The following is a 21,435-nucleotide window of genomic DNA, read 5'->3' on the forward strand; positions in this document are numbered from 1 at the left end:
CTGATTTCCGCTCAGGCCGGCAGCAGCGCGGCACGCGCCGCCGCCAGCACCTCCTCGCTCAAGCGCTCCAGCAGGCCGGACGCCGCGCGTGCGTATTGCCAGTGCAGCGGCACGTCCAGCGGCGTGTCCGGCACCAGTTCGACCAGCGAGCCGTCGGCGAGATGGGGGGCGATCAGCCCCAGCGGATGCAGGCCCCAGCCCATGCCGGCCAGCGCTGCGGTGACGAAGGCCTGCGACGAGGGCAGGGCGTGGCGCGGCAGCTCGACGTGCCGGTGGCACAGGCGCCGCGCCCAGTGCGCTTGCAAGGCGTCTTTGCTGTTGAACACCAGGCTGGGCGCCCTGGCCAGCGTACCGGCGCCGACGCCGCTGGCGAAATGGTGGCGCACGAAGGCGGGGCTGGCCGCCGCCAGGTAGCGCATGGCGCCCAGCGGGCGGCTGTTGCACCCGGCGGCCGGGTGCGCGGTGGCCGTCACCGCGGCCAGCACGGCGCCGCTGCGCAGCCACTCGGTGGTGTGGTCCTGGTCGTCCACCGTCACGTCCATCAGCACGGGGTGCGCCGCCGCGAAGGTGGCGATGGCCGGCGCGGCCCAGGTCGCCAGGCTGTCGGCGTTCACCGCCACCGGCAAGGTCACGCGCGCCAGCCCCTGCGGGGCGAGCGCCGGCAGTGCCCCCTGCAGTTCTTGCTCGAGCAGGCGCACGCGGTCGACGTGCTGGCACAGCCGCCGTCCCGTTTCCGTGGCCCGGCAGGGTTGCTCGCGCACCACCAGCGGGCAGCCGACGCGCTCCTCCAGCTGCCGGATGCGCTGCGAGATGGCCGATGGTGTCACATGCAGCGCGCGCGCCGCCCGCTCGAAGCTTCCTTCCCGAACCACGGCAACCAATGCCGCCAGCGCCGAGTAATCCAGCATCGATGAAGTTCCGCTAATGTTGATGTAGGAAAGATAGTTTGGCTTCATCCATGGAGGCTGGCAAGCTGGCGCCATGATGAGCCTTCCACTTTCCACCACCGCTCCGCTTGCCATGTCCGTCGTGCTGCAGGGCCTTGCCCTCGGCCTCGGGCTGATCGTCGCCATCGGCGCGCAGAATGCCTTCGTGCTGCGCCAGGGCCTGCGCCGCGAGCATGTCGGCAGCGTGGTGCTGTTCTGTGCGCTGGCGGATGCCTTGCTCATCTGCGCGGGTGTGATGGGCATGGCCCAGGCCCTGGGAGAGCGTCCCGGCCTGGCGCGCGTGCTGGCGCTGGCCGGCGCGGTCTTCCTGGCCGTCTATGGCTTGCAGGCCTGGCGGCGTGCGCTGCAGTCCCACCGGCTGCAGGCCGCGGCGGGCGGCATCGGGGCCGGCCGGGGCGCGGTGCTGGCCCAGGCGGCGGCGTTCACCTTGCTCAATCCGCACGTCTATCTCGATACGGTGCTGCTGGTCGGCAGCATGGGCGCGCAGCAGCCGGCGGCGCTGCGCGGCTGGTTCGTGGCGGGCGCGAGCGGGGCCAGCCTGCTCTGGTTCGGACTGCTGGGCTTCGGCGCGCGCCGGCTGGCACCGTGGTTCGCCCGGCCGAAGGCCTGGCAGGTGCTGGATGCGTTGATCGGCGCGACCATGTTCGCGCTGTCTGCGCTGCTGGTGCGCCATGTGGTGCTGGGCTTCTGAGGCGGGGCGCGCGGCGCGCGCGGTGCTCAGCCCAGCTTGAGCCCGCCGTGCGCCAGCAGCTGGCGGAACACCGCCAGACGCGCGTCGCCGGTCTGCGCCAGCCGCTGGCAGACGTGCGCGTGGCTGGCCTTGTCGCTGTGTCCCTGCAGCGCTTCCTGGCACTCCAGCTCCGAGATTTCCAGGTGGACGCCGCTCAGGATCGCGCGGCCCTTGCCGACGCGCGCACTGACGATGGCGGGGGGCGTGCCGCCGAGATCCGCATAGACCGCCAGCACCTGCGTGCCGGCGCCGGGCGCCGCGTCGAAATCGAAACGGCAGCCGCCGTGGTAGTGCGTATACAGCGCCAGCGGTGCCGGCGACAGGTGGTCCGTGGTGCGCAGCGTCACCGCTGCGGTGGTGCGCGGCGTGCCGTCGTAGAGGAGGCCTCCGGTCAGTTCCGGCAGCGAACCCACCGCGACCGCGTCGACGAAGCTCAGCTCGCGCGGGCCGCAGATCGCGCCGCGGGTGCCCGCATGGAAGGCCAGCTCCCGGCAGGCATAGTAGGCCCCCGCGCAGATGCCGAGATAGGTGCCGCCGGCTTCGACGAAACGCCGGATACGCGCGTTGGGCGCGCCATTGAGCGCCGCGCAGTAAGGCAGGTCGGCGCCGCCCGGCATCACGAACATGACCGCGTGGTCGAACAAGGTCGGGTCTAGCCGGATATCGGCGGCCATCACCGTGCGCATCTCATATTCGCCGGGATGCAGCTGCTGTCCGATGGTCCGCATCAGGCAGGCGGTCCAGTCGGATGCGCCGGCGTCGATGTAGGTAAGGATCTGGGGTTTCGGCATGCGGATTCCGGAGCGATCGTGGCGTTGCGGCGCCGGGGTTCCTGCGCAGTCTAAGCCAGATTCCGCCGGCCCGGGCTGCGTCGATGCGGCATCGGCGTGTCCGCGCCCTGCACAGGGTTTTGACCCTCGTTATATACCTCTATATATTTCGATCTGTGCTTGCGGTGCGGCGGCCCGGCCCGCCGCACCGCTCCCGCCGTTCCTGCCGCCCGTACCCCATGAACCGTTCGCTGCTGATTCTCGACGCCTTTGCCGCCCATCCGGGCGATCTCGTCGCGCGCGCGCTCGCCGGCGTGCTGGAGAGCGCCGCAAGCGGGCGCCTGCCCGCGTTCGCGCAATGGCTGGGCCTGCCCAGCCAAGAGTTCCGCGTCTTGCTCGACCGGTACTTTCCCGGCGCGGCGGCGGCGGGCTGGGCCCCCGATGCGCCGAACGTGGATGCCGCGGCGCTGCCCTGCGAATTCGCCGACCTGGTGGACATGCTGTGGGACGGGCGCAGTCCCGGCCGCGACGGCGTGGCGGTGCGCTGGACCGCCCATGCGCTGGCATCCGGCTGCTTCGGCGGAGGACATCTGTGGGAGGACATGGGGCTGGGCGGACGCGATGATGTCTCGGACCTGCTGCGCACCCGGTTCGCGCCGGTGTTCGCCGCCAACACCACCGATATGAAGTGGAAGAAGTTCTTCTACCATCGCGTCTGCGCCCGCCTGGACCTGCATCCCTGTCCCGAGCCGTCCTGCAGCCGTTGCGACCACTATGCGCAATGTCACGGCCCGGAAGGCCGGGCGGGGGCCGTGCCGATCCACGGCCCGGCTAGCCAAGCCAGCGCTGCCGCGCCAGCAGTTCGGTAAAGCCCGCCACGCTGAGCGGGCGCGACAGGTAGTAGCCCTGCACCTGGTCGCACCCCATCAGCGCCAGCGCGCGCAGCTGGCGCGCGTTCTCCACACCTTCCGCGACCACCTGGATGCGCAGCCGCTTGGCAAGCCGGATCAGCGCCAGCAGCAGGCGATGCGCCCGCGTGTCCTCGCTCTCCAGCGCGCTGATGAAGACCCGGTCGATCTTTATCTGGTCCACGTCCAGCTCATGGAGATGGAGCAGGTTGGAGTAGCCGGTGCCGAAGTCGTCGATGGCGACGCCGACGCCGATCGCGCGCAGATGGCCGAGCAGGCCCTTCATATGCGTGGACGCGCCGATGCGGGTGGACTCGGTGACCTCCAGCATCAGGCTGGCGGCCGCCAGGCCATGCCGCGCCAGGGCTTCGTGCAGGCAGCCGGCGAGGTCGCCTTCGCTCAGGTGGCTGAGCGAGATATTGACCGCCAGCGGGGGCGGCGAGAAGCCGGCCTGGCGCCATGCGGCCAGTTGCCGGCAGGCCGCATGGATGACCCAGCCGGTCAGCGGCGCGATCTGGCCGCCGGCCTCGGCGACCGGGATGAACTCGTCCGGCGGGATGTTGCCCAGGCGCGGGTGGCGCCAGCGCAGCAGGCATTCGGCACCGGTCAGCTCGCCCAAGGCCGTGCCGAACTTGGGCTGGAACATCAGGTGCAGTTCGTCCAGCTGCATGGCGCGCGCGAGGCCGGCCTCGATCATGCCCGCGCGTGAGGCGCCGTGCCTGCCGTCGTAGCCTTTGCCGGCGCTCATGGCGCGTAGTACGTGTGGCGGGTTTCGCGCGGCGGATCGGCAGGCGCGGTGCGATCGCCACTCTCGTGCCATGCCGGCGCAGGTTCACCGAGCAGGCGGCGCAGGAAGGCATCCGGCACCAGCGGGGGCGCGATGGCGTCGCCCTGCAGCGCATCGCAGCCGAGCGTGCGCAATGCGACCCGCTGCGGGCGGCTGTCGACGCCGCGCGCGCCGATCTCGAGGTCGAGGGCCCGCGCCACCTCGATTGCCGCCGACACGATCGCCATGCCGCGCGGCTCGGGCAAGGCGAGGGTGCCGACCAGCCGCGGATCGATCCACAGTTCATCGATGGGCATCTCGCGCAGCAGTCCCAGCGTGGAGTAACCATTGCCGAAGCCGGCCAGCGCGATACGTGCGCCGAGCGCGCGCAGGCTGGCGAATCCGGGCTGGCACTGTTCCGCTGCCTGCGCGACCACGCTTTCCGGCAGCGCCAGTACCAGGCGGCCCGCGCCGATGCCGTGCTGGCGCAGCGCGTCGAGCACGCGCTTCTGGGCATGTGGCACGGACAGTTCGCCTAGCGAGGCGCGCAGGTGGATGCGGAATGGTTGCGGGGCCAGGTGGCACCAGCGCTTCAGGTCGGCCAGCACGGTGTCGAGCAGCCAGTCGCCCAGGGCGGCGCGCATGCCGCAGTGGCGTGCCACGCGCGCCAGCAACGGGGGCGGCAGCACCCCATACAGCGGGTGCTGCCAGACCGGCTCCACCTCCGCCGCGCACCAGCGGCCGTTGCGTCCGGCGACGATGGGCCGCAGCCGCAGCGCCAGTTCTCCTCGCCGCATCGCTGCGGGCAATTCCCGCCCCAGCAGCGTTTCATCGGGCGGCGGCGCGTGGTCTTTCGGCGCATCCTTCATGGCCGGGACGCCTTCCTGTTGGCCACGGCTAGGCCGGAGCGGCAGGTCCGCGCAAGCAGGGTGGACCCGCTCGGTGCGAGGAACGGGACATGCGGGGCGGCGGGGCCGGCAAGGCGGCTGGCGGGAAATGGGCGGAACAATGTCATCGCGCTGGCGATGCAGTGGCAGGAAGCGGTATCGACGTGGATCCGGTTCGCAGACTAAGAGAGGCGGGCGCTTGAACATGCCCCCGGAACGGAGGGATCGTCGGTGCGGCATCTCTCCCGGGCGCCGTGGCGGCGAATACACCCCGCGCGCGAGGGGAGTGTCGAGGCGGTCGGGGAGCGTCCGGGCTGACACATGCACAGCATATGGGCCCATGAGACAGCAGGCGTGTCCGGCACGACACGTGGAGCGGTCGATGGCGGAGGCAGCGTCCTGCTTCTTGTTGCGGCAGCGCAAAAAATTCCTTGACTATCTATCTACCAGTAGATACCATGTGTTCATGGATCGCTGCTTCCCCTCCGCCACCGGCGGCAGGAAAGAAAAAGAGGATCCAGCGCGACATCGGGGATTTCCCCGTTTTTTCAGGACCGGTTCTCTATCTACAAGTAGATGCAAGTAGATACCTAACCGGCCCGGCACCAAGCGCCGCGCCGCAGACCAACCGGATCCCGATCGCGTGGATTCTTGCTAGACAAGGAGAGCATCATGAGCACCAACAAGACCTTCACCAAGACCCTGATCACCGCCGCCGTGCTGGCTGCCGCCGTGCTGGGCGGCCAGGCCTACGCCTCGGGCCCGAAGGACAGCGGCATCTCGGGCGACCGCTACGGCTACGTGTTCCGCGGCAATGACGCGCGCAGCGTCTACACGGACGGGGCCAAGGCGGGCAAGGCCGATCCGTACACGGACGGCGCCAAGGTCGGCAAGTTCGACCCGTACACCGACGGTGCCCGCATCGTGGCGGGCCTGGACCGCAGCGGCGTGTCGTCGGAACCGGCCCGCAAGTTCGACCCGTACACGGATGGTGCCAAGGTCGGCAAGTTCGACCCGTACACCGACGGTGCCCGCATCGTGGCAGGCCTGGACCGCAGCGGCGTGTCGTCGGAGCCGGCCCGCAAGTTCGATCCGTACACGGACGGTGCCAAGGTCGGCAAGTTCGACCCGTACACCGACGGTGCCCGCATCGTGGCAGGCCTGGACCGCAGCGGCGTGTCGTCGGAGCCGGCCCGCAAGGCCGACCCGTACACGGATGGCGCCAAGGTCGGCAAGTTCGACCCGTACACCGACGGCGCGCTGGCCTGATGTGGATGGCGGGGTGGTGGCGGCCCGTGGCCGGTGCCGCCCCGCGTTAGCAGGTGAGTGGAGAAGCGATCATGAGACTGCGGGATAGCGTTCTGATCCTGGCCGGCTGGGTGTTCCTGTGCCTGGCCAGCGGCTCGCTGGTGACCCTGGCGGCGCAAGTGCTGCCGGCGTGAGCGCGGTGCGGGCTGTATGTGCGGATGCACATAGGATATGCTTGAGACTCTATCGATAGATAGATAAGATCGCACCATGAAAACCCAAACCGTCCGTGAACAACTGCTCGAGCACACGCTGGTGCTGATCCGCCGCCGCGGCGTGAACGGCTTCAGCTATCGGGACCTGGCCGAACTGGTCGGGGTCAAGACCTCGAGCATCCACTATTACTTCCCCTCCAAGGACGACCTGGTGCTGGAGGCGGTCAAGGAATACAGCGCCCGCGTGCTGGAGCGCATGAAGGCCGTGGATGCGCTGGAGTCGCCTCAGGAGCAGGCGCGCGCCTATCTCGAGGCCCTGCGCACGGCGGCTTGCGGCAGCGACCAGATCTGCCTGGCGGGCATGCTGGCGAACGAGGCCCTGAGCCTGTCGGACGACGCACAGTCGGTGATCCGCGAATTCTTCCGTACCCAGGAACTCCGCCTGGCGAAGATGCTGGAGCGCGCGCAGCAGCAGTACGGCAAGGTACTGCCGGTGCCGCCGCTGGCCCTGGCGCAGGTGATCTACGCCGCCTTGCAGAGCGCGGTGGTGTCGAACCGCCTGTTCGGTTCGCCGGAGCGGCTGGAGGCAGCGGGCAAGCTGCTGGTGGCTTACGCTTCGCCGGATCCGGTCCAGGTGGTGCGGGCGGAAGTGGCGACGGCATCCTGATCCGCGGCACGCCTGCGCGCGCGGCAATGCGGTGCAAGCCAGAATGAAAGCAACAAAAAGCCGGCCCTGAAAAGGGCCGGCTTTTTGTTTGCCCGGGCGGCACGCGGCAAGGCGGCGGCGCCGCGCGCGCGAGCGGGACCTCAGGGCATGACCGCCACCGCCGCTTCAGGAGTCTGCAGCAGGAAGGTCAGCGTTTCCTGCAGATAGAGGCTGACGGTCGTGTCGTCATGGCGCTGGTAGCCGATCGACAGGTCCTGGCCGAGATGCAGGTCGAAGTCGCCGCCGCGCGTGGAGAGCACGCAGCCGCCTCGGATGGCCGGCGCCCAGATGATCTCGCCGTTGACGATGCGTTCGATGTGCTCGCGCACCGGATAGCCGCCGTCGCTGGCCTCGCTCAACGCGGTGTAGGCATCGGCGCCGAGCAGCACCGAGTAGGGGCCGTCCACGCCGGCCAGGCGCAGCTGGCTCAGCGCCTGTGCGATGGCGGCGGGATAGTCGGCCACCTTGGCCGGCAACGGCACCGGCTGGTTCGAACTGCCCGCGCGGATACCGACGATGGCGGCGGCCGCATAGCCGTCGAAGATGGCGCTGTCTTCCGCCAGCGCCATGCGCGTGGCCGCATCCTTGGCGGGTTGCCAGTCGGCATCGTTGGCGCCGTGCTCGACGGCGTCGATCGCATCGCGCGACAAGGTGAAAGGCACGCGCAGTTCGACCACGGCCTTGACCTCGCGCTGCCTGGCCTGCACGCCCTCGCGCGGCGCGGCGATGGCGGCCTGGCGGCCGGTGGCGACGGCACCGAAGGCATTGCCGTTGGGGCCCTTGACGTCGACCACGCGGCGCCCGGCGAGCGCGCGCTTGAAGGTGCGCGCCACTTCTTCCTCGATCTGCGCCCAGGCCTCGCTCGAGATCGGGGCCAGTGCGCGATGCAGGTTATTCATGCTGGGAAGCTCCTTTGAGTGAGCCGATGCGCAGCGAGCCATCGCCGGCGGGCGCGGCCAGCGCATCGGAGGCCGGCAGCGGGGCCGGCGCGGTGGCGGCTTCGCGCTCGGCGAGCGCTTCCAGCAGCGGCGCCGAAGGCACGAAGAACAGGCCGCCGGTCACCGCCGTGCTGAAATCGAGCAGCCGGTCGTAGTTGCCGGGCGGATTGCCGACGAACATGTTCTCCAGCATCGTCTCGGTGGGTGCCGGCGAACGCGCGTAGCCGATGAAGTAGGTGCCGAACTCGCCCGCGCCGGGGCGTCCGAAGGGCATGTTGTCGCGCAGGATCTTGACCTCCGCGCCATTTTCCTCGAGCGTGGTCAGCGAGCTGTGCGACCAGCTCGGCTTCACGCCCTCGGCCAGTTCGATGTCCGACAGCTTGGTACGGCCGATGATGCGCTCCTGCATTTCCACCGGCAGCGCATTCCATGCGGTCATGTCGTGCAGGTATTTCTGCACGATCACATAGCTGCCGCCGGCGAAGTCCGCATCCTCGGCGCCGACCAGGGTGAAGTCGAGCGCTTCCTCGCCTTCCGGGTTCTCGGTGCCATCGACGAAGCCGACCATGCTGCGCTGGTCGAAGTAGCGGAAGCCATGCACCTCGTCGGCGGTGGCGACCGCGCTGCCCAGCCGGGTCATGATCTGCGCGGCGAGCTCGAAGCACAGGTCCATCTGCTCGGCACGGATGTGCAACAGCACGTCGCCGGGCGTGGCCGGCGCTACGCGCGGCGGCTGGCCGACCGCGCGGAAGGGGTGCAGGCCGGCCGGGCGCGGGGCGCCGAACAGCGTATCCCAGGCGTCGGAGCCGAAGCCGCATACGCACGACAGGCGGCCGGCGGGCACCCGCTTGCCGACCGAGCGCACCAGCGCGGCCAGGTCGGCGCACAGCGCGCGCACGGCGGCGTGGCTGGCGGCATCGGGTTGGAGGGTGAGGACGAGGAAGATGGCGGAGCGCGTGATGGGCGCATTGACCGCCTGCGGGGTGCTGCCGTTCATCTGCCGCGTCCCCCGGCTGGCGCGGCGGGCCGCGTGGTGTGTCGGGTGGCGCTGCGGCCGGCGGCGGCTCGCGGCCGGCGGAGCGACCATTTCATGCGCGTCGAATCCATACATTTCCTTGGTGGGCGACGCAGGATATGTAACCCGAACCACGCGCAAAAGGCAAGATACAGCGGGCAAGGTACAGCGCTCACGGCACCGGGCCCTCCACCCTTTGCCCTCCGCCCTCTACCCACTACCCGGTGTCCGCCGCATCCCGCTGCCTCTCGTCCCCCGCGGCGGTGCGCGCGAGACGGCGCCGGCGCCGTCCCAGCAGCAGCGGCACCACGCCGATGGTGATGCCGCCGACGGCGATCACGCGCGCAGTGAAATCGAAGGCCGGCATGCTGTACAGCGCGACGGCCCACAGGAAGGTCGCGCTCGCCGCGGGCCAGGCCACCATCAGCGCCAGATCGGCAGTGCCCGCGGCCGCGCGGTAACTGCGCCAGGCGCAGGCGAAGCCGACCAGGCCGTAGTAGAAGGCCACTTGGAAACTGATGGCGTTGACCGAGTCCTGGATGATCTCGCCGACGCTGTCGAAGGTGGCGGCGGCCAGCAGCAACAACAGTCCGCAGCCGGAGATCACCAGCGTGGCCACCCACGGCGTGCGCCAGACCGGATGCAGGCGCGCGTAGCGCCCGTGCAGCAGGCCGTCGCGGCCGCTGGCATAGAGCGTGCGGCTGAACTGCAGGATCGACGTCTCCAGCGTGCCGACGGTGCTGAGCATCACTGCCAGCACGGCCAGGTAGTCCCACGGGCGGGGGAACAGCCGCGAGGCGAGCGCGAAGACCACGTTGGTGCCGGCCTGCCGGATCTCGGTATCCGACAGCACCAGCAGGCAGGCAGCGACGAAGGCAATGAACAGCGCCAGCACGATGCCCATGGCGAGCAGCGCGCCACGGCCGGGCACGCGTGAGGGATCGCGCGTCTCCTCGGTCAGGTTGGCGGTCACGTCCCAGCCCCAGAAGAAGAACAGCGCCACCAGCGCCCCGTTGGCGAACAGGTGGGGCGTAAAGTGCCAGGGCGACAGCGCGGACAACGAGGACAGCGCCAGCGCATGCGGCGCGTGCCGCGTGGCATGGGCGAGGGCGGCCACCGAGACCGCCACCAGCACGGCCAGCTCCACCACCGTCATCGCGACCTGGGTGTAGCTGGTGAGCTTGATGCCCTTGATCACCACCGCGCTCACCAGCAGCAGCCAGCCGGCGGCCACCAGGGTCACCAGTGCCGGCCGCGCGGCCAGCGCCGGATCGAGCAGCAGCAGCGTCGCGGTGGCGGCGGGGATGGTGCCGGAAACCATGAACACCGCCGAGGCGACCAGCAGCGCCCAGCCGGCGAGGAAGCCCAGCACGGGATGGAAGGCCGTGCCGACCCAGGCATAGCAGGCCCCCGCGTCCGGCTGCAGGCGGTTGAGCTGGCGGTAGGCCAGGGTCACGCCGAACATGATCAGGCCGCAGTACAGCAGGCTGGCCGGCGCCAGGGTGTGGACGGTGGCGATCAGCGTGGCGGTGGTCGCCGCCAGGCTGAAGGCCGGCGCCGTGCCGGCTACGCCCATCACGACCGATTCGCCCAGTCCGAGCGCGCCCGCCTCCAGCCCTCCTTGCGCCTTCGCCTCCATGGTGGCCCTCCCTTCCGGGACGCTGCCCGGCCCGCTGCGGGGCCCCGGCTCAGGACGGTCGGCCCCCGGCGAACCCGCTCGCTGGAACGGGCCTGATCGCACCGTCTCCAGTTTGGGTCAGGACCCGGCGCGCAACAAGGCGCGCGTATCCGAGCGCCACAACCGAGGGTGACGACGGTGCCGCGTGCGGCTACCAGCTTGCCTGGCCGTCCGGGCTGCCCTCGCTCAGCGGGATCCCTGACGGCACTTCATATGGTTGCAAATTAAAACCTCATTCATTACACTGCGGCGTCACATGGTTTTAATTTGAAACTAAGGAGCGCCCATGCTTCCATCCCGTGTCGCCGCACGGCCCGATGGCCTGCCGCCGTCCGCCCGGCCCGTGCCGATGCCGGCTTCCCTGGTGCGGCTGCTCGCGGTCGCCTGTGCGCTCAGCGTCGCCAACGTCTACTACGCGCAGCCCCTGCTCGATGCCGTCGCCCGGGACTTCGGCATTCCGCCTGCCACGGTGGGCGGCATCATCACCGCGACCCAGGCCGGCTGTGCCCTCGCACTGGTCACGCTGGTGCCCCTGGGCGACCGCATGGAGCGCAGGCGCCTGCTGGCACTGCAACTGGTGCTGCTGGCCCTGACCGCGCTGGCGGTCGCCGCCGCGCCCACGCCCGCGCTGCTGCTGGCGGGCATGCTGGGCATGGGCCTGTTCGGCACCGCGATGACGCAGGGGCTGATCGCCTATGCGGCCACGCTGGCCGAGCCGGGCGAGCGCGGACGCGTGGTGGGCGCGGCCCAGGGTGGGGTGGTGATCGGGCTGCTGCTGGCGCGGACCTTGGCCGGACTGGTGGCCGACGCGGCCGGCTGGCGTGCCGTTTATCTCGCTTCCGCGCTGCTGGCCGGCGGCATGCTGGTGTGGCTGGGGCGGCGCCTGCCGGCGGTGGCCGCGCCGTCCCGGCCACCAAGCTACGCGGCCTTGCTGCGCTCCATGCTGACGTTGCTGGCGCAGGAGCGCACGCTGCAAGTGCGCGGCATGATCGGCCTGCTGATGTTCGCCGCCTTCAGTGCGTTCTGGAGCGCTCTGGTGCTGCCGCTGTCGGCGCCGCCCTTCTCGATGTCGCATGCCGGCATCGGCGCCTTCGGCCTGGTCGGCGCGGTGGGCGCGCTGGCGGCGGCGCGTGCCGGCCGCCTGGCCGATCGCGGCCTGGGGCAGCGCGCTACCGGGTTGGCGCTGCTATGCCTGGTGGTGAGCTGGCTGCCGATCGGCATGCTGCCCACTTCGATGGCGGCGCTGGTGGCCGGCATCGTGCTGCTGGACCTGGGCGGGCAGGCGGTCCACGTGATCAACCAGGCCATGATCCTGCAAGCCCGGCCGCAGGCGCAGGGCCGCCTGGTGGGCTGCTACATGCTGTTCTACGCGGCGGGCAGCGGCTTCGGCGCGCTGGCATCGACGCTGGCCTACGACCGGGCCGGCTGGAGCGGGGTCTGCCTGCTCGGCTTCTCCCTGAGCCTGCTGGCGGCCCTGTTCTGGGCCGCGACCCTGCCGCGCCGGTAACGCCGCACGGCCGTGACCGAAGCGGTCACGGCCGATTCGTCGTTTCGGACGACGCGCTGCCGCGGGGCGTTCGCGACACTGGAACGCACCGTTCGCCAGGGTGCGCCGGCATCGACCTTGGCGCCAGACAGGGCGCCAAACAGGGCGACGAACACGGAGAGAGGAGACACATGACCTATCAGGCATTCGATCTGAGCGGCAAGGTGGCGCTGGTCACCGGGGGCAACGGTGGCATCGGGCTCGGCATGGCGGAAGGCCTGGCCCAGGCTGGCGCGGACATCGCGATCTGGGGCACCAGCGCGGACAAGAACGCGGCGGCCGTCGAGCGGCTGGCGCGCCATGGCCGGCGCGTGCACGCGGTGCGCTGCGACGTCGGCGACGAGGCAGCGGTGGACGCTGCCTTCGCCGAAACGGTGGAGGCGCTGGGACGCATCGACGGCTGTTTCGCCAATGCCGGCATCGGCGCGCGCGGCGGCCGCTTCGAGGACATGCGCAGCGAGGACTGGCACCGCGTGCTGCGCGTCAATCTCGACGGCGCCTTCTTCACCCTGCGCGGTGCCGCGCGCCAGATGCTCAAGCAGGGCGACGGCGGCGTGCTGATCGGCACGGCCTCGGTGGCCGCCATCGAGGGGGCGCCGCGCAACGAGCACTATGCCGCGACCAAGGGTGGCCTGATCTCGATGATGCGCGCGCTGGCGGTCGAGTACGCGCGCCACGGCGTGCGCGCCCATTCCATCCTGCCGGGCTGGATCGCCACCGACATGACGGCGCGCGGCCAGGCCGACGCCGCCTTCCAGGAGATGGTCGGCAAGCGCGTGCCGATGCGGCGCTGGGGCGAGCCGGCCGACTTCGCCGGCATCGCCATCTACCTGATGAGCGATGCCTCGCGCTACCACACCGGCGATACGCTGGTGATCGACGGCGGCTACACGCTGTTCTGAGCGCGGTGCCGTGGCGACCGCGCCGCGGCACGCACCGACCGATGACCGCGGCAGCCGGCGCGCCGGCCCGCACCGACAGGCAAGTCCCATGACCGACAGCGCTGCCGCCAGTTCCCCTGCGGACACTTCCCTTGCACCTTCCGGCCAGCCCATCGCGCATTCCATCGCGCCCCCCTTCCCGCATGCCTTCGTGCATCCGTTCGCCGGCTGCGATATCCGTACCCTGATCGATGCCCAGGCCGCGCGCCGCGGCGACCATCCCTTCCTGATCTGGGAGCCCTTCGAAGGCGAGGGCCGGCGCTGGAGCTATGCCGGCTTCGCCACGGCGGTGCGCCGCTTCGCCGCGGGCCTGCAGGCGCGCGGCGTGCGCCCCGCCGAACGCGTGCTGGTGCACCTCGACAACTGTCCCGAAAGCGTCATCGCCTGGCTCGGCTGCGCCTATGCCGGCGCCGTGGCGGTGACCACCAATGCCCGCTCCAGCGCCGACGAACTGGCCTATTTCGCCAGCCACAGCGGCGCGGTGGGTGCCATCACCCAGCCGCGCTTCGCGCAACTGGTGGCCGCTGCCGCGCCCGCGCTGGGCTGGCTGGCGGTGACCGCCACCGACAGCGGCGCCGCGCCGCCGGCCGCGTCCGCCCCCGGCGAGCCCTTCGCCGCCATCGACGCCGATCCGGACGGCCTGGCCGTGCGCGCACACGACCCGATGGCGCCGTTCGGCATCCAGTACACCTCGGGCACCACCGCGCGGCCCAAGGCCGTGCTGTGGACCCACGGCAATGCTCTGTGGGGCGCGCGCGAGTGCGCCCTGCACGAGGACCTGCGCGCCGAGGATGTGCACCTGGTCCACCTGCCGCTGTTCCACACCAATGCCCAGGTCTACTCGGTGGCGGCCGCGCTATGGGTGGGCGCCACGGTGGTGCTGCAGCCGCGCTTCTCCGCCTCGCGCTTCTGGCCGGTGTCGCTGCGGCACCGCTGCACCTGGACCTCGGTGGTGCCGTTCTGCGTGCGTGCGCTGCTGACGGTGCCGCGGCCGGAACATCACCACTACCGCTTCTGGGGCAGTGCCGTGTGCGAACCGCCGACCGATGCCCACTTCGGCGTCAAGACCATCGGCTGGTGGGGCATGACGGAGACCATCACGCACGGCACCGTGGGCTCGGCGCACCTGCCCGATGCGCCGCTGTCGATGGGGCGTCCCGCCAACGGCTACACCATCCACGTGCTCGACGGCGACGGCCGGCCGGTCGCGCCCGGCGCGACCGGCGAACTCTACGTCGGCGGCGTGCGCGGGCTGTCGCTGTTCCTCGAATACGCGGGCGACCCGGCCGCCACGGCGGCAGCCTTCCGCGCCGATGGACTGTTCGCCACCGGCGACCGCGTGCGCCTGGGCGAAGACGGCTTCCTCTACTTCTCGGACCGCGCCAAGGACATGCTGAAGGTGGGCGGCGAGAATGTCGCCGCCTCAGAGATCGAACGCGTGATCGCGCTGGTGCCCGGCGTGGCCGAGGTGGCGGTGGTCGCCCGCAAGCATCCGATGCTGGAAGAGGTGCCGGTGGCCTTCGTGATCCCCGCCGCCGGGGCCGATGCCGCGCTGGACGAGCGCGTGCTCGCCGCCTGCGCGGGGCAACTCGCTGACTTCAAGCGGCCGCACGAGGTCAGGCTGGTCGACAGCCTGCCGCGCTCGACGCTGGAGAAGGTGGCCAAGGCGCAGTTGCGCGCCTTGCTGGCGCAGGCCGGCTGAGGTGCGCCGTGGGCCGGGGGCCCGGCCCCTGGCGTTTCGCCCCGTCAGCGGGTCTGGGCGGCCACGCGCAGGCCCAGCGCGATGAACAGCAGGCCGATGAGCTTGTTCTGCCAGCGCACCAGCCAGCCCAGGCGCCGCGCGAAGCGGCCCAGCGGGCGCACGCTCAGCACCAGCAGCGTGGTGTAGAGCGCGCTCATGCCCACGAAGACCAGGCCCAGCACGGCGAACTGGCCGAAGGACGAGCCATGGCCCGGGTGGACGAACTGCGGCAGGAAGGCCAGGAAGAACAGGGCCGTCTTCGGGTTCAGGACCTCGGCCGGAATGGCCTGCAGGAAGGCCTTGGCGGGCGTCACCGCGGGCAGTTGCGGCAAGCGCGGGTCGTCCTGCGGCGGTTGCCGCAGGGCGCGGATGCCGAGGTAGAGCAGATAGGCCGCACCGAGGTACTTGACCGCGTTGAACGCCAGCGCGGACGTCATCAGCAGCGCCGACAGCCCGACGGCCGCGCACAGCGTATGGATGAAGTCCCCGGCGGCCACCCCCAGGCCGGTCAGGATGCCGGCCTTGCGCCCGCCATGCACGGTGCGCGTCAAAACCAGCAGCACAGCGGGCCCCGGAATCAGGAACAGGCCCAGCACCACGACGACGAACGCTCCCAGGGTAGACAGGTCTGGCATGTTGTTTCCTTGCGGTTCGGTCCGAGAGGCGCCGCACGGCCGGTGGCGCGGGCCTTGCGGCGCGGCCCGCGGGACATTATCGGCGTTTTCATGCCGTTTCGCTCAAGGTCTGCCGAGCGCTGCCGTTGACCATGGATTGAGACGCTGAAGCCGGGAAGTCCGGCCCGCATCCGCCTGGGCCTGCCCGCTTTGCGTGCCGATCGATACATCGCCGTGGCCGGCCCTGCCGGGTGGTGGACCACCGGCGCGAACGATGGTCGGCGTCTAGCGGGAAGATCAATAGGACAAGGCGGCCGGTCCGGGTTTCCGGCCGGCCGGCGCGGCGCCCGAATCCGTCGCCGCACGGCAGGGAATTCCACAAACAAGAGGGAAGGGGGAGCACGTATGTCGATCGAGAACCTGAGAATCCGCACGCGCCTGGCGATCGGCTTCGGGCTGGTGGCGCTGCTCGCGCTGGCGCTGGCCGCTGTCGGCGCGCGGCGCCTGCAGGACGTCGCGGACGGCGCGCAGCGCATCGCCGCGGTAACTTGGGGCAAGGCAGACGCCGCCGCCGCCGTGGCGACCGCAGCGCGGGCCGACGCCGCGCGCATGACGGCGCGGCTGCTGGGGGTGCAGGCCGGGTTGCCTGACAGCGGCGGCCAGCTCGCGCCGGGCAAGGTGTTCGAGGAGGCGACCGGCGGGTTGCCCGACGCGGCTGCCTCGGACGAGGACAAGGCCGCGCTGGCGCGCCTGCGCGACGCGCAGGGCAAGTACGCCGCCGCCTCGGGACGGGCCGCGGCGCTGCTGCAGCAGGGCGCGCGCGACGAGGCGGTGCGTGTCTTCGCCGTGGAGGTGCTGCCGGCGCTGGACGACGTGCAGGCGCAGGCGGCCGCGCTGGCCGGCCGCTACAAGGCCGAGGCCGGCACCATCGCCGCGCAGACGGCCGCACAGGCGGCTTCCGCGCGCGCCTGGCTGGCCGGGCTGGCGCTGGCCATCGTGGTGCTCGGCATGATCTATGTCTACCGCCTCACGCGCAGCATCGAGCAGCCGCTGGGCGAAGCGGTCCATATCGCCGAGACGGTGGCGTCCGGCGACCTGAGCCAGGAGTTCGCCACCGAGCGTGGCGGCGAGTTCGGGCGGCTGCTGAGCGGGCTGGGCGAGATGGAGGACATGCTGACCGACCTGGTCGGCCGCATCAAGGAATCGAGCGATGCCATCGGCGGTGCTTCGCGGCAGATCGCCGACGGCAACCTGGACCTGTCCCAGCGCACCGAAGAACAGGCCGCCACGCTGCAGCAGACCGCGACGCGCATGAGCGAACTGACCGGCATGGTGCGCAGCAACGCCGAACGCGCCCATGCCGCCAACGAACTGGCGGCGGGCGCCTCGGGCGTGGCAGCGCGCGGCGGAGCGGTGGTGGGCCAGGTGGTGCAGACCATGGAAGCCATCAGCGGCAGCTCGCGCAAGGTGGCCGATATCATCGACGTGATCGAAGGCATCGCCTTCCAGACCAATATCCTGGCGCTGAACGCGGCGGTGGAGGCGGCGCGCGCGGGCGAGCAGGGCCGCGGCTTTGCCGTGGTGGCGGGCGAGGTGCGCAGCCTGGCCCAGCGCAGCGCCAATGCGGCCAAGGAGATCAAGGCCCTGATCGGCGACTCCGCCGCCCAGGTCGAAAGCGGTTCGGCGCTGGTCGGCCAGGCGGGCGAGACCATGCAGGAGATCATGCAGTCGGTGCGCCAGGTGGCCGGCCTGCTGGACGAGATCGCGCAGGCTTCCGGGCAGCAGAGCCAGGGCATCGAACAGGTCAACCTCGCGGTCGCGCAGATGGACGCCGTCACGCAGCAGAACGCGGCCCTGGTAGAGCAGGCCGCCGCCGCCTCCGCCGCGCTGGCCGAGCAGGCGCAGCACCTGCAGCAGGCGGTCGGTGAGTTCAAGCTGGAGGACGAGGCACCGGGTGGGGCGCAGCAAGCGGTGTCGGCGCCGGCCGCAGGTCTGGCGCTGGCGCGCGGCTAGTGTCCTGAGGCTGTGCATGGCCGAGGCGGGACAGCGGCTATCAGGGGAGAGTGCGGTCGCGGCCCGTGCTCCGTGCTTCGTGTGCCGACACACGACGAAGGCTAGCGCGCCGCCGTCGCTTTCAGTCCCCGTGCCACCGCCCGGAGTGTCGATAGGAAGGATGCAAAGGCCGGCGATTCCGACGCCTCGGCACGCATCGCGATCCCGACCGGAGGCAAACTCCAGTCGGGACGGAAGCGCAGGATCGCGAGCCGGTCGAGCGCCGCATGGTAGCGCGCCATGGTCAGCGGCATGGCGGCGATCATGTCGGTGTCGCGCATCAGCACGGCGTTGGTCATCACCGATACCGATTCGATGCCGGCCTTCGGCAGCGGCAGGCGATGGGCGATGAAATAGTGCTCGATCGTCTGCCGCAGCGGCGCTTCGCGGGGTGGCAGGATCCACTCCTGGCGCGCCAGGCATTCCGGCGTCATCTTGCGCATCCTGGCCAGGGGATGCCCGACCCGGGCGACGAGGCACACCGGCTCGTCATACAGCACCTCCCAGCGGAAACCGCCGGACTCCATCTGCCACGTCATCCGCCCCAGCACGCAATCGAGTTCGCCCCGTCCGAGCGCCGCCAGCAGGACGTCGCTCGCCCCCTCCTGCACCAGCATCGTGATCCCGGGCTGTTCAGCGCGCAGGCGGGCGAGCGTCCGTGGCACCAGCTCCGGCAGGGCGACCTGCAGGGCACCGAGTCGGACGTGGCCCGCTCCGCCGCGTGCCAGGCTTTCGATCTCATCGCGCGCGCCGTCCAGGTCCGCGAGCAGCAGCGAGGCCTTGCTGAACAGGGCGGTGCCGAATGCGGTCGGCGTGATGCCCCTGCGCGATCGCAGGAAAAGCGGTACGCCGAACATTGCCTCGATCTCCCGCAGCAGCTTGCTGGCGGCGGACTGGGTCATGTTCATGCGTTCCCCCGCCTTGTGCAGGCTGCGCAGGTCGTCGAGCGCCAGCAGCAGTTCCAGATGGCGGATACGCAAGGTCGAGCGGATGCGCCGGGCCGGCGGGACCTCGAATTCTGCAGCCATTCGGTGATTCCTCCTGGTGTTCACTGAGCCACGAAACTTCATCAATTGCTCATGGATGCCAGAACTATACTGGGCGTCACCTAAAACGCAGAACCCGGAGACGCCATGAAGATCACGATGCTGGGGACAGGCGCCGCGCTGCCCGACCCGGACCGCGCGCAGTCGGCAATCCTGCTGACGCTGAACAATGGACGCCACTTCCTGTTCGATTGCGGCGAAGGGGCGACCCGGCAGATGGTGCGTGCCAATGTCGATCCGGCATCCGTGGGTTTCGTATTCCTGACCCACCTGCATCACGACCATATCTGCGACTATCCCTATTTCGTGATCTCGGGCTGGATGCTCAACAAGACCGGTGCGCCGCTGGTGCTGGGGCCGAAGGGAACCCGGCACTTCGTCGAGCATCTGTTCGAGCATGGCGCCTACCAGGCCGACTTCCGGGCGCGCGGCGCCTACCCGATCCGGCAGCAGAATCTCGAGGCGATACGTCCCGAGGTGCGCGAAATCAGCCCGGGCGTGGTGTTCCAGGACGACGACGTGAAGATCTCGGTCGACTGGGTCGAGCATATCCCGCGCGAGGTATGCGAGTGCTTCGGCGTGCGGGTCGAGGCGGAAGGGAAGGTGATCGCGTTCAGTGGCGACACCGCGCCCTGCGAAGCGATGGTGCGCCTGGCGCGCGATGCCGATCTGCTGATCCATGAATGCACCTTCCCGGAGTCCTTCATCGCGCACCGCGCCAAGACCGGCGTGGGAACCTTCTCGCATACCAGTCCGACCGAGCTGGGCAGGATTGCGGCGCGCGCCGAGGTCAAGAGTCTTGTCGCCACGCACTTCGGTCACTTCGATTCGACCAGCCCGGTACTGAAACGCGCGGCCGCCAAGCACCTTCCGGTGGAGCTGATGGGGCCGCACCTGCTGGACGAGGTCGTGACCGATATCCGCAAGCACTACGGCGGCCCGCTGCGGCTGGCGCATGACTTGATGCGGATCGACTTGTAGGGCGACGCCTCGCGGCGCGCGGGCGCCGTTATTCACCATCATGCCGGCGGGCGGAGCGTCTGCTTTGCTCTGCGCCGCCGCCGGATGCCGGTGCCACCTGGATCGGGAGCTTGTGGGGGTGTTCTCTCGACGACGAGCGCATCTGGTGCGTTTGGTGCAATCCGGGACTCCTGCGGCAGCGTCCGGCGCCAAGCCTTGCCACGGCCGCCTTCGTGAGGGCGTGCAGGAGCGGGTCGCCGAAGCCGATTGATCCGGTCGGGCCCTGCTTGCCGATCGACGCGGCAGGCCTGCCTCCGCGTCTTCCTGCCGGAGTTGCCGGATCGGCGAGCCACAGCCGGCCGGTAAGCGCAGTCTTCACCTCCGCGATGGCGTGTCCCCTTCGACGCCAGGATGGTGATTTTTCTGGTCTATCAATATTAAAAGTCGGAGCTTATTTTTTGCGGATCTAATTAGTATTTTTTAAAAAAAAATAAAAAACCAACGGAGACAATCGATGAGAAAAGGATCGCTATATGCCGTCGCCGCGCTGGGCGCATTGTCCGATGTGGCGCATGCCCAGAGCAGCGTGGCGCTGTACGGTGTCGTCGACGAAGGCTTGAACTACAACTCCAATGCCGGTGGTTCCCGCCTGTACAACCTGACGAGCGGCGGCCTGCAGGGCAGCCGCTGGGGCCTGCGCGGCAGGGAGGACCTCGGCGGCGGCCTGGCGGCGCTCTTCGCGCTGGAAAGCGGTTTCAATGCAAGCAACGGCAAAGCGGGACAAGGCGGTCTCGCGTTCGGACGCCAGGCCCTGGTCGGCCTGGCGGGGGACTTCGGCACCGTGACGCTGGGCCGTCAATACGATGCCCTCGTCGACTCCGTGGGCGCATTTGCCGCCGCCGGACAGTGGGGCACGGCGATGTCCGCTCACGCTGGCGACATCGACAACTTCAACAATTCATACCGGGCCAACCATACCGTCAAATACAGGAGCGCGGCCCATGCCGGCCTGACGTTCACGGGCACGTACAGCCTGGGCGGGGTCGCGGGAGACGTCGCGGCAAACCAGGTCTGGTCGCTGGGCGTGCGCTATGGCGGCGGGCCGCTGGCGTTCGGTATGGCCTACCTGAACGCCCGTACGCCGGCCGCGAACGCCGGCAGCCTGTTTGGCAACAATACCGCTACCGGCACGCCGTCCGCTGTCACGTCGCCGGTCTATCGCGGATTCACGTCGGCCAACACCTACCAGGTGATCGGCATCGGCGCCGCCTATGCCATCGGCGCGGCAACCATCGGTGCGACGTACTCGAATATCCGGTTCATGCATCTCGGGGCGGTTCCCGGCCTGAACGCCATGCGCTATGCGGGCACCGTGGCATTCGACAACGCCGAGATCAACGTCAAGTATCAGGTGACGCCGGCCCTGCTGTTGGGGGCGGCTTTCAGCTACACGAAGGGCAGCCCGGTCCGTGACACGAGTGGCGCGAGCCGCTCGGGCGCGAACTATCTCCAGGTGGCCGTGGGCGCGGATTACTTCCTGTCGAAGCGTACCGACGTGTATCTGGCCGGCGTTCATCAGAAGGCTTCCGGCACCGACTCGACCGGCGGCCCGGCCGTCGCGGCGATCCGGGCATTGCCGGCTTCGAACAGCAATCGCCAGACCATGGTTCGCGTCGGGATCCGACATCGGTTCTGAGTTTCGGCGGTGCCGGCGTGGCATCGGCATG

At 70.0% G+C, this 21,435-nt stretch carries 19 protein-coding genes; 10 read left to right on the top strand and 9 right to left on the bottom strand.

Features of this window, described 5'->3' with window-relative positions; translation table 11 throughout:
• Positions 1–11: 11 nt before the first annotated feature.
• Complete coding sequence (locus BKK79_RS30545; protein WP_071021206.1) at positions 12–908, bottom strand: LysR family transcriptional regulator ArgP; 897 nt, start codon at positions 906–908, stop codon at positions 12–14.
• Positions 909–981: 73 nt separating this feature from the next.
• Between BKK79_RS30545 and BKK79_RS30550 the strand changes: the two genes are divergently transcribed.
• Positions 982–1,638 carry a LysE/ArgO family amino acid transporter gene (locus BKK79_RS30550; RefSeq protein ID WP_418235914.1) on the top strand — a complete coding sequence of 219 codons (657 nt, stop codon included), beginning with the start codon at positions 982–984 and terminating at the stop codon, positions 1,636–1,638.
• 26 nt (positions 1,639–1,664) lie between these two features.
• Here BKK79_RS30550 and BKK79_RS30555 read toward each other — a convergent pair whose 3' ends face one another.
• Entirely contained in the window at positions 1,665–2,468 is an 804-nt protein-coding gene (locus tag BKK79_RS30555) for a BPL-N domain-containing protein (RefSeq protein ID WP_071021202.1), read from the bottom strand.
• Positions 2,469–2,686: 218 nt separating this feature from the next.
• Between BKK79_RS30555 and BKK79_RS30560 the strand changes: the two genes are divergently transcribed.
• The gene (locus tag BKK79_RS30560; RefSeq protein ID WP_083384637.1) at positions 2,687–3,316 is read left to right on the top strand and encodes a nitrogen fixation protein NifQ; all 630 of its coding nucleotides are present in this window, start codon (positions 2,687–2,689) and stop codon (positions 3,314–3,316) included.
• On the opposite strand, the gene BKK79_RS30565 is transcribed toward BKK79_RS30560, so the two are convergent.
• Both BKK79_RS30565 and BKK79_RS30570 read right to left on the bottom strand, forming a co-directional pair.
• Complete coding sequence (locus BKK79_RS30565) at positions 3,279–4,103, bottom strand: EAL domain-containing protein (protein ID WP_071021198.1); 825 nt, start codon at positions 4,101–4,103, stop codon at positions 3,279–3,281. The genes BKK79_RS30560 and BKK79_RS30565 overlap by 38 nt on opposite strands.
• Entirely contained in the window at positions 4,100–4,990 is an 891-nt protein-coding gene (locus BKK79_RS30570; RefSeq protein WP_071039704.1) for an EAL domain-containing protein, read from the bottom strand. The genes BKK79_RS30565 and BKK79_RS30570 overlap by 4 nt, the downstream gene beginning before the upstream one ends.
• Before the next feature lie 690 nt (positions 4,991–5,680).
• Between BKK79_RS30570 and BKK79_RS30575 the strand changes: the two genes are divergently transcribed.
• Both BKK79_RS30575 and BKK79_RS30580 read left to right on the top strand, forming a co-directional pair.
• On the top strand, positions 5,681–6,277 hold the full coding sequence (locus BKK79_RS30575; protein WP_071039705.1) for a copper resistance protein CopQ: 597 nt from the start codon (positions 5,681–5,683) through the stop codon (positions 6,275–6,277).
• A gap of 249 nt (positions 6,278–6,526) precedes the next feature.
• On the top strand, positions 6,527–7,138 hold the full coding sequence (locus BKK79_RS30580; RefSeq protein WP_071039706.1) for a TetR/AcrR family transcriptional regulator: 612 nt from the start codon (positions 6,527–6,529) through the stop codon (positions 7,136–7,138).
• 140 nt (positions 7,139–7,278) lie between these two features.
• Here the strand turns inward: BKK79_RS30580 and BKK79_RS30585 are convergent, their stop codons facing one another.
• The 3 genes from BKK79_RS30585 to BKK79_RS30595 form a co-directional block, all read right to left on the bottom strand.
• A complete protein-coding gene (locus BKK79_RS30585; protein ID WP_071039707.1) occupies positions 7,279–8,076 on the bottom strand; it encodes a family 1 encapsulin nanocompartment shell protein in 798 nt (265 codons plus the stop codon).
• Entirely contained in the window at positions 8,069–9,112 is a 1,044-nt protein-coding gene (locus BKK79_RS30590) for a Dyp-type peroxidase (protein ID WP_071022753.1), read from the bottom strand. Before BKK79_RS30590 ends, BKK79_RS30585 begins: the two co-directional genes overlap by 8 nt.
• Positions 9,113–9,347: 235 nt before the next feature.
• A complete protein-coding gene (locus BKK79_RS30595) occupies positions 9,348–10,769 on the bottom strand; it encodes an APC family permease (protein WP_071039708.1) in 1,422 nt (473 codons plus the stop codon).
• Positions 10,770–11,094: 325 nt separating this feature from the next.
• Here BKK79_RS30595 and BKK79_RS30600 point away from each other — a divergent pair, with 325 nt between their 5' ends.
• The 3 genes from BKK79_RS30600 to BKK79_RS30610 all read left to right on the top strand — a co-directional run bounded on the left by BKK79_RS30600 (position 11,095) and on the right by BKK79_RS30610 (position 14,997).
• Entirely contained in the window at positions 11,095–12,315 is a 1,221-nt protein-coding gene (locus BKK79_RS30600; RefSeq protein ID WP_071039709.1) for an MFS transporter, read from the top strand.
• A gap of 170 nt (positions 12,316–12,485) precedes the next feature.
• The gene (locus tag BKK79_RS30605) at positions 12,486–13,256 is read left to right on the top strand and encodes an SDR family NAD(P)-dependent oxidoreductase (RefSeq protein ID WP_071039710.1); all 771 of its coding nucleotides are present in this window, start codon (positions 12,486–12,488) and stop codon (positions 13,254–13,256) included.
• A gap of 88 nt (positions 13,257–13,344) precedes the next feature.
• On the top strand, positions 13,345–14,997 hold the full coding sequence (locus BKK79_RS30610) for an AMP-binding protein (RefSeq protein WP_084085351.1): 1,653 nt from the start codon (positions 13,345–13,347) through the stop codon (positions 14,995–14,997).
• A 44-nt stretch (positions 14,998–15,041) separates the two neighbouring features.
• Here the strand turns inward: BKK79_RS30610 and BKK79_RS30615 are convergent, their stop codons facing one another.
• A complete protein-coding gene (locus BKK79_RS30615; protein WP_071039711.1) occupies positions 15,042–15,671 on the bottom strand; it encodes a LysE family translocator in 630 nt (209 codons plus the stop codon).
• Positions 15,672–16,577: 906 nt separating this feature from the next.
• Here BKK79_RS30615 and BKK79_RS42180 point away from each other — a divergent pair.
• Positions 16,578–17,663, top strand: a complete 1,086-nt coding sequence (locus BKK79_RS42180; protein ID WP_442873308.1) for a methyl-accepting chemotaxis protein — start codon at positions 16,578–16,580, stop codon at positions 17,661–17,663.
• A 101-nt stretch (positions 17,664–17,764) separates the two neighbouring features.
• On the opposite strand, the gene BKK79_RS30625 is transcribed toward BKK79_RS42180, so the two are convergent.
• Complete coding sequence (locus BKK79_RS30625) at positions 17,765–18,730, bottom strand: LysR substrate-binding domain-containing protein (RefSeq protein ID WP_071039712.1); 966 nt, start codon at positions 18,728–18,730, stop codon at positions 17,765–17,767.
• Positions 18,731–18,835: 105 nt separating this feature from the next.
• Here BKK79_RS30625 and BKK79_RS30630 point away from each other — a divergent pair, with 105 nt between their 5' ends.
• Both BKK79_RS30630 and BKK79_RS30635 read left to right on the top strand, forming a co-directional pair.
• Complete coding sequence (locus tag BKK79_RS30630) at positions 18,836–19,729, top strand: MBL fold metallo-hydrolase (protein WP_071021174.1); 894 nt, start codon at positions 18,836–18,838, stop codon at positions 19,727–19,729.
• A gap of 493 nt (positions 19,730–20,222) precedes the next feature.
• Positions 20,223–21,404 (top strand): porin, encoded by a 1,182-nt coding sequence (locus BKK79_RS30635; protein ID WP_071039713.1) that lies wholly within the window; start codon positions 20,223–20,225, stop codon positions 21,402–21,404.
• Positions 21,405–21,435: the final 31 nt, after the last annotated feature.

The sequence above is a fragment of the Cupriavidus sp. USMAA2-4 genome (assembly GCF_001854305.1).
Classification (GTDB): domain Bacteria; phylum Pseudomonadota; class Gammaproteobacteria; order Burkholderiales; family Burkholderiaceae; genus Cupriavidus; species Cupriavidus malaysiensis.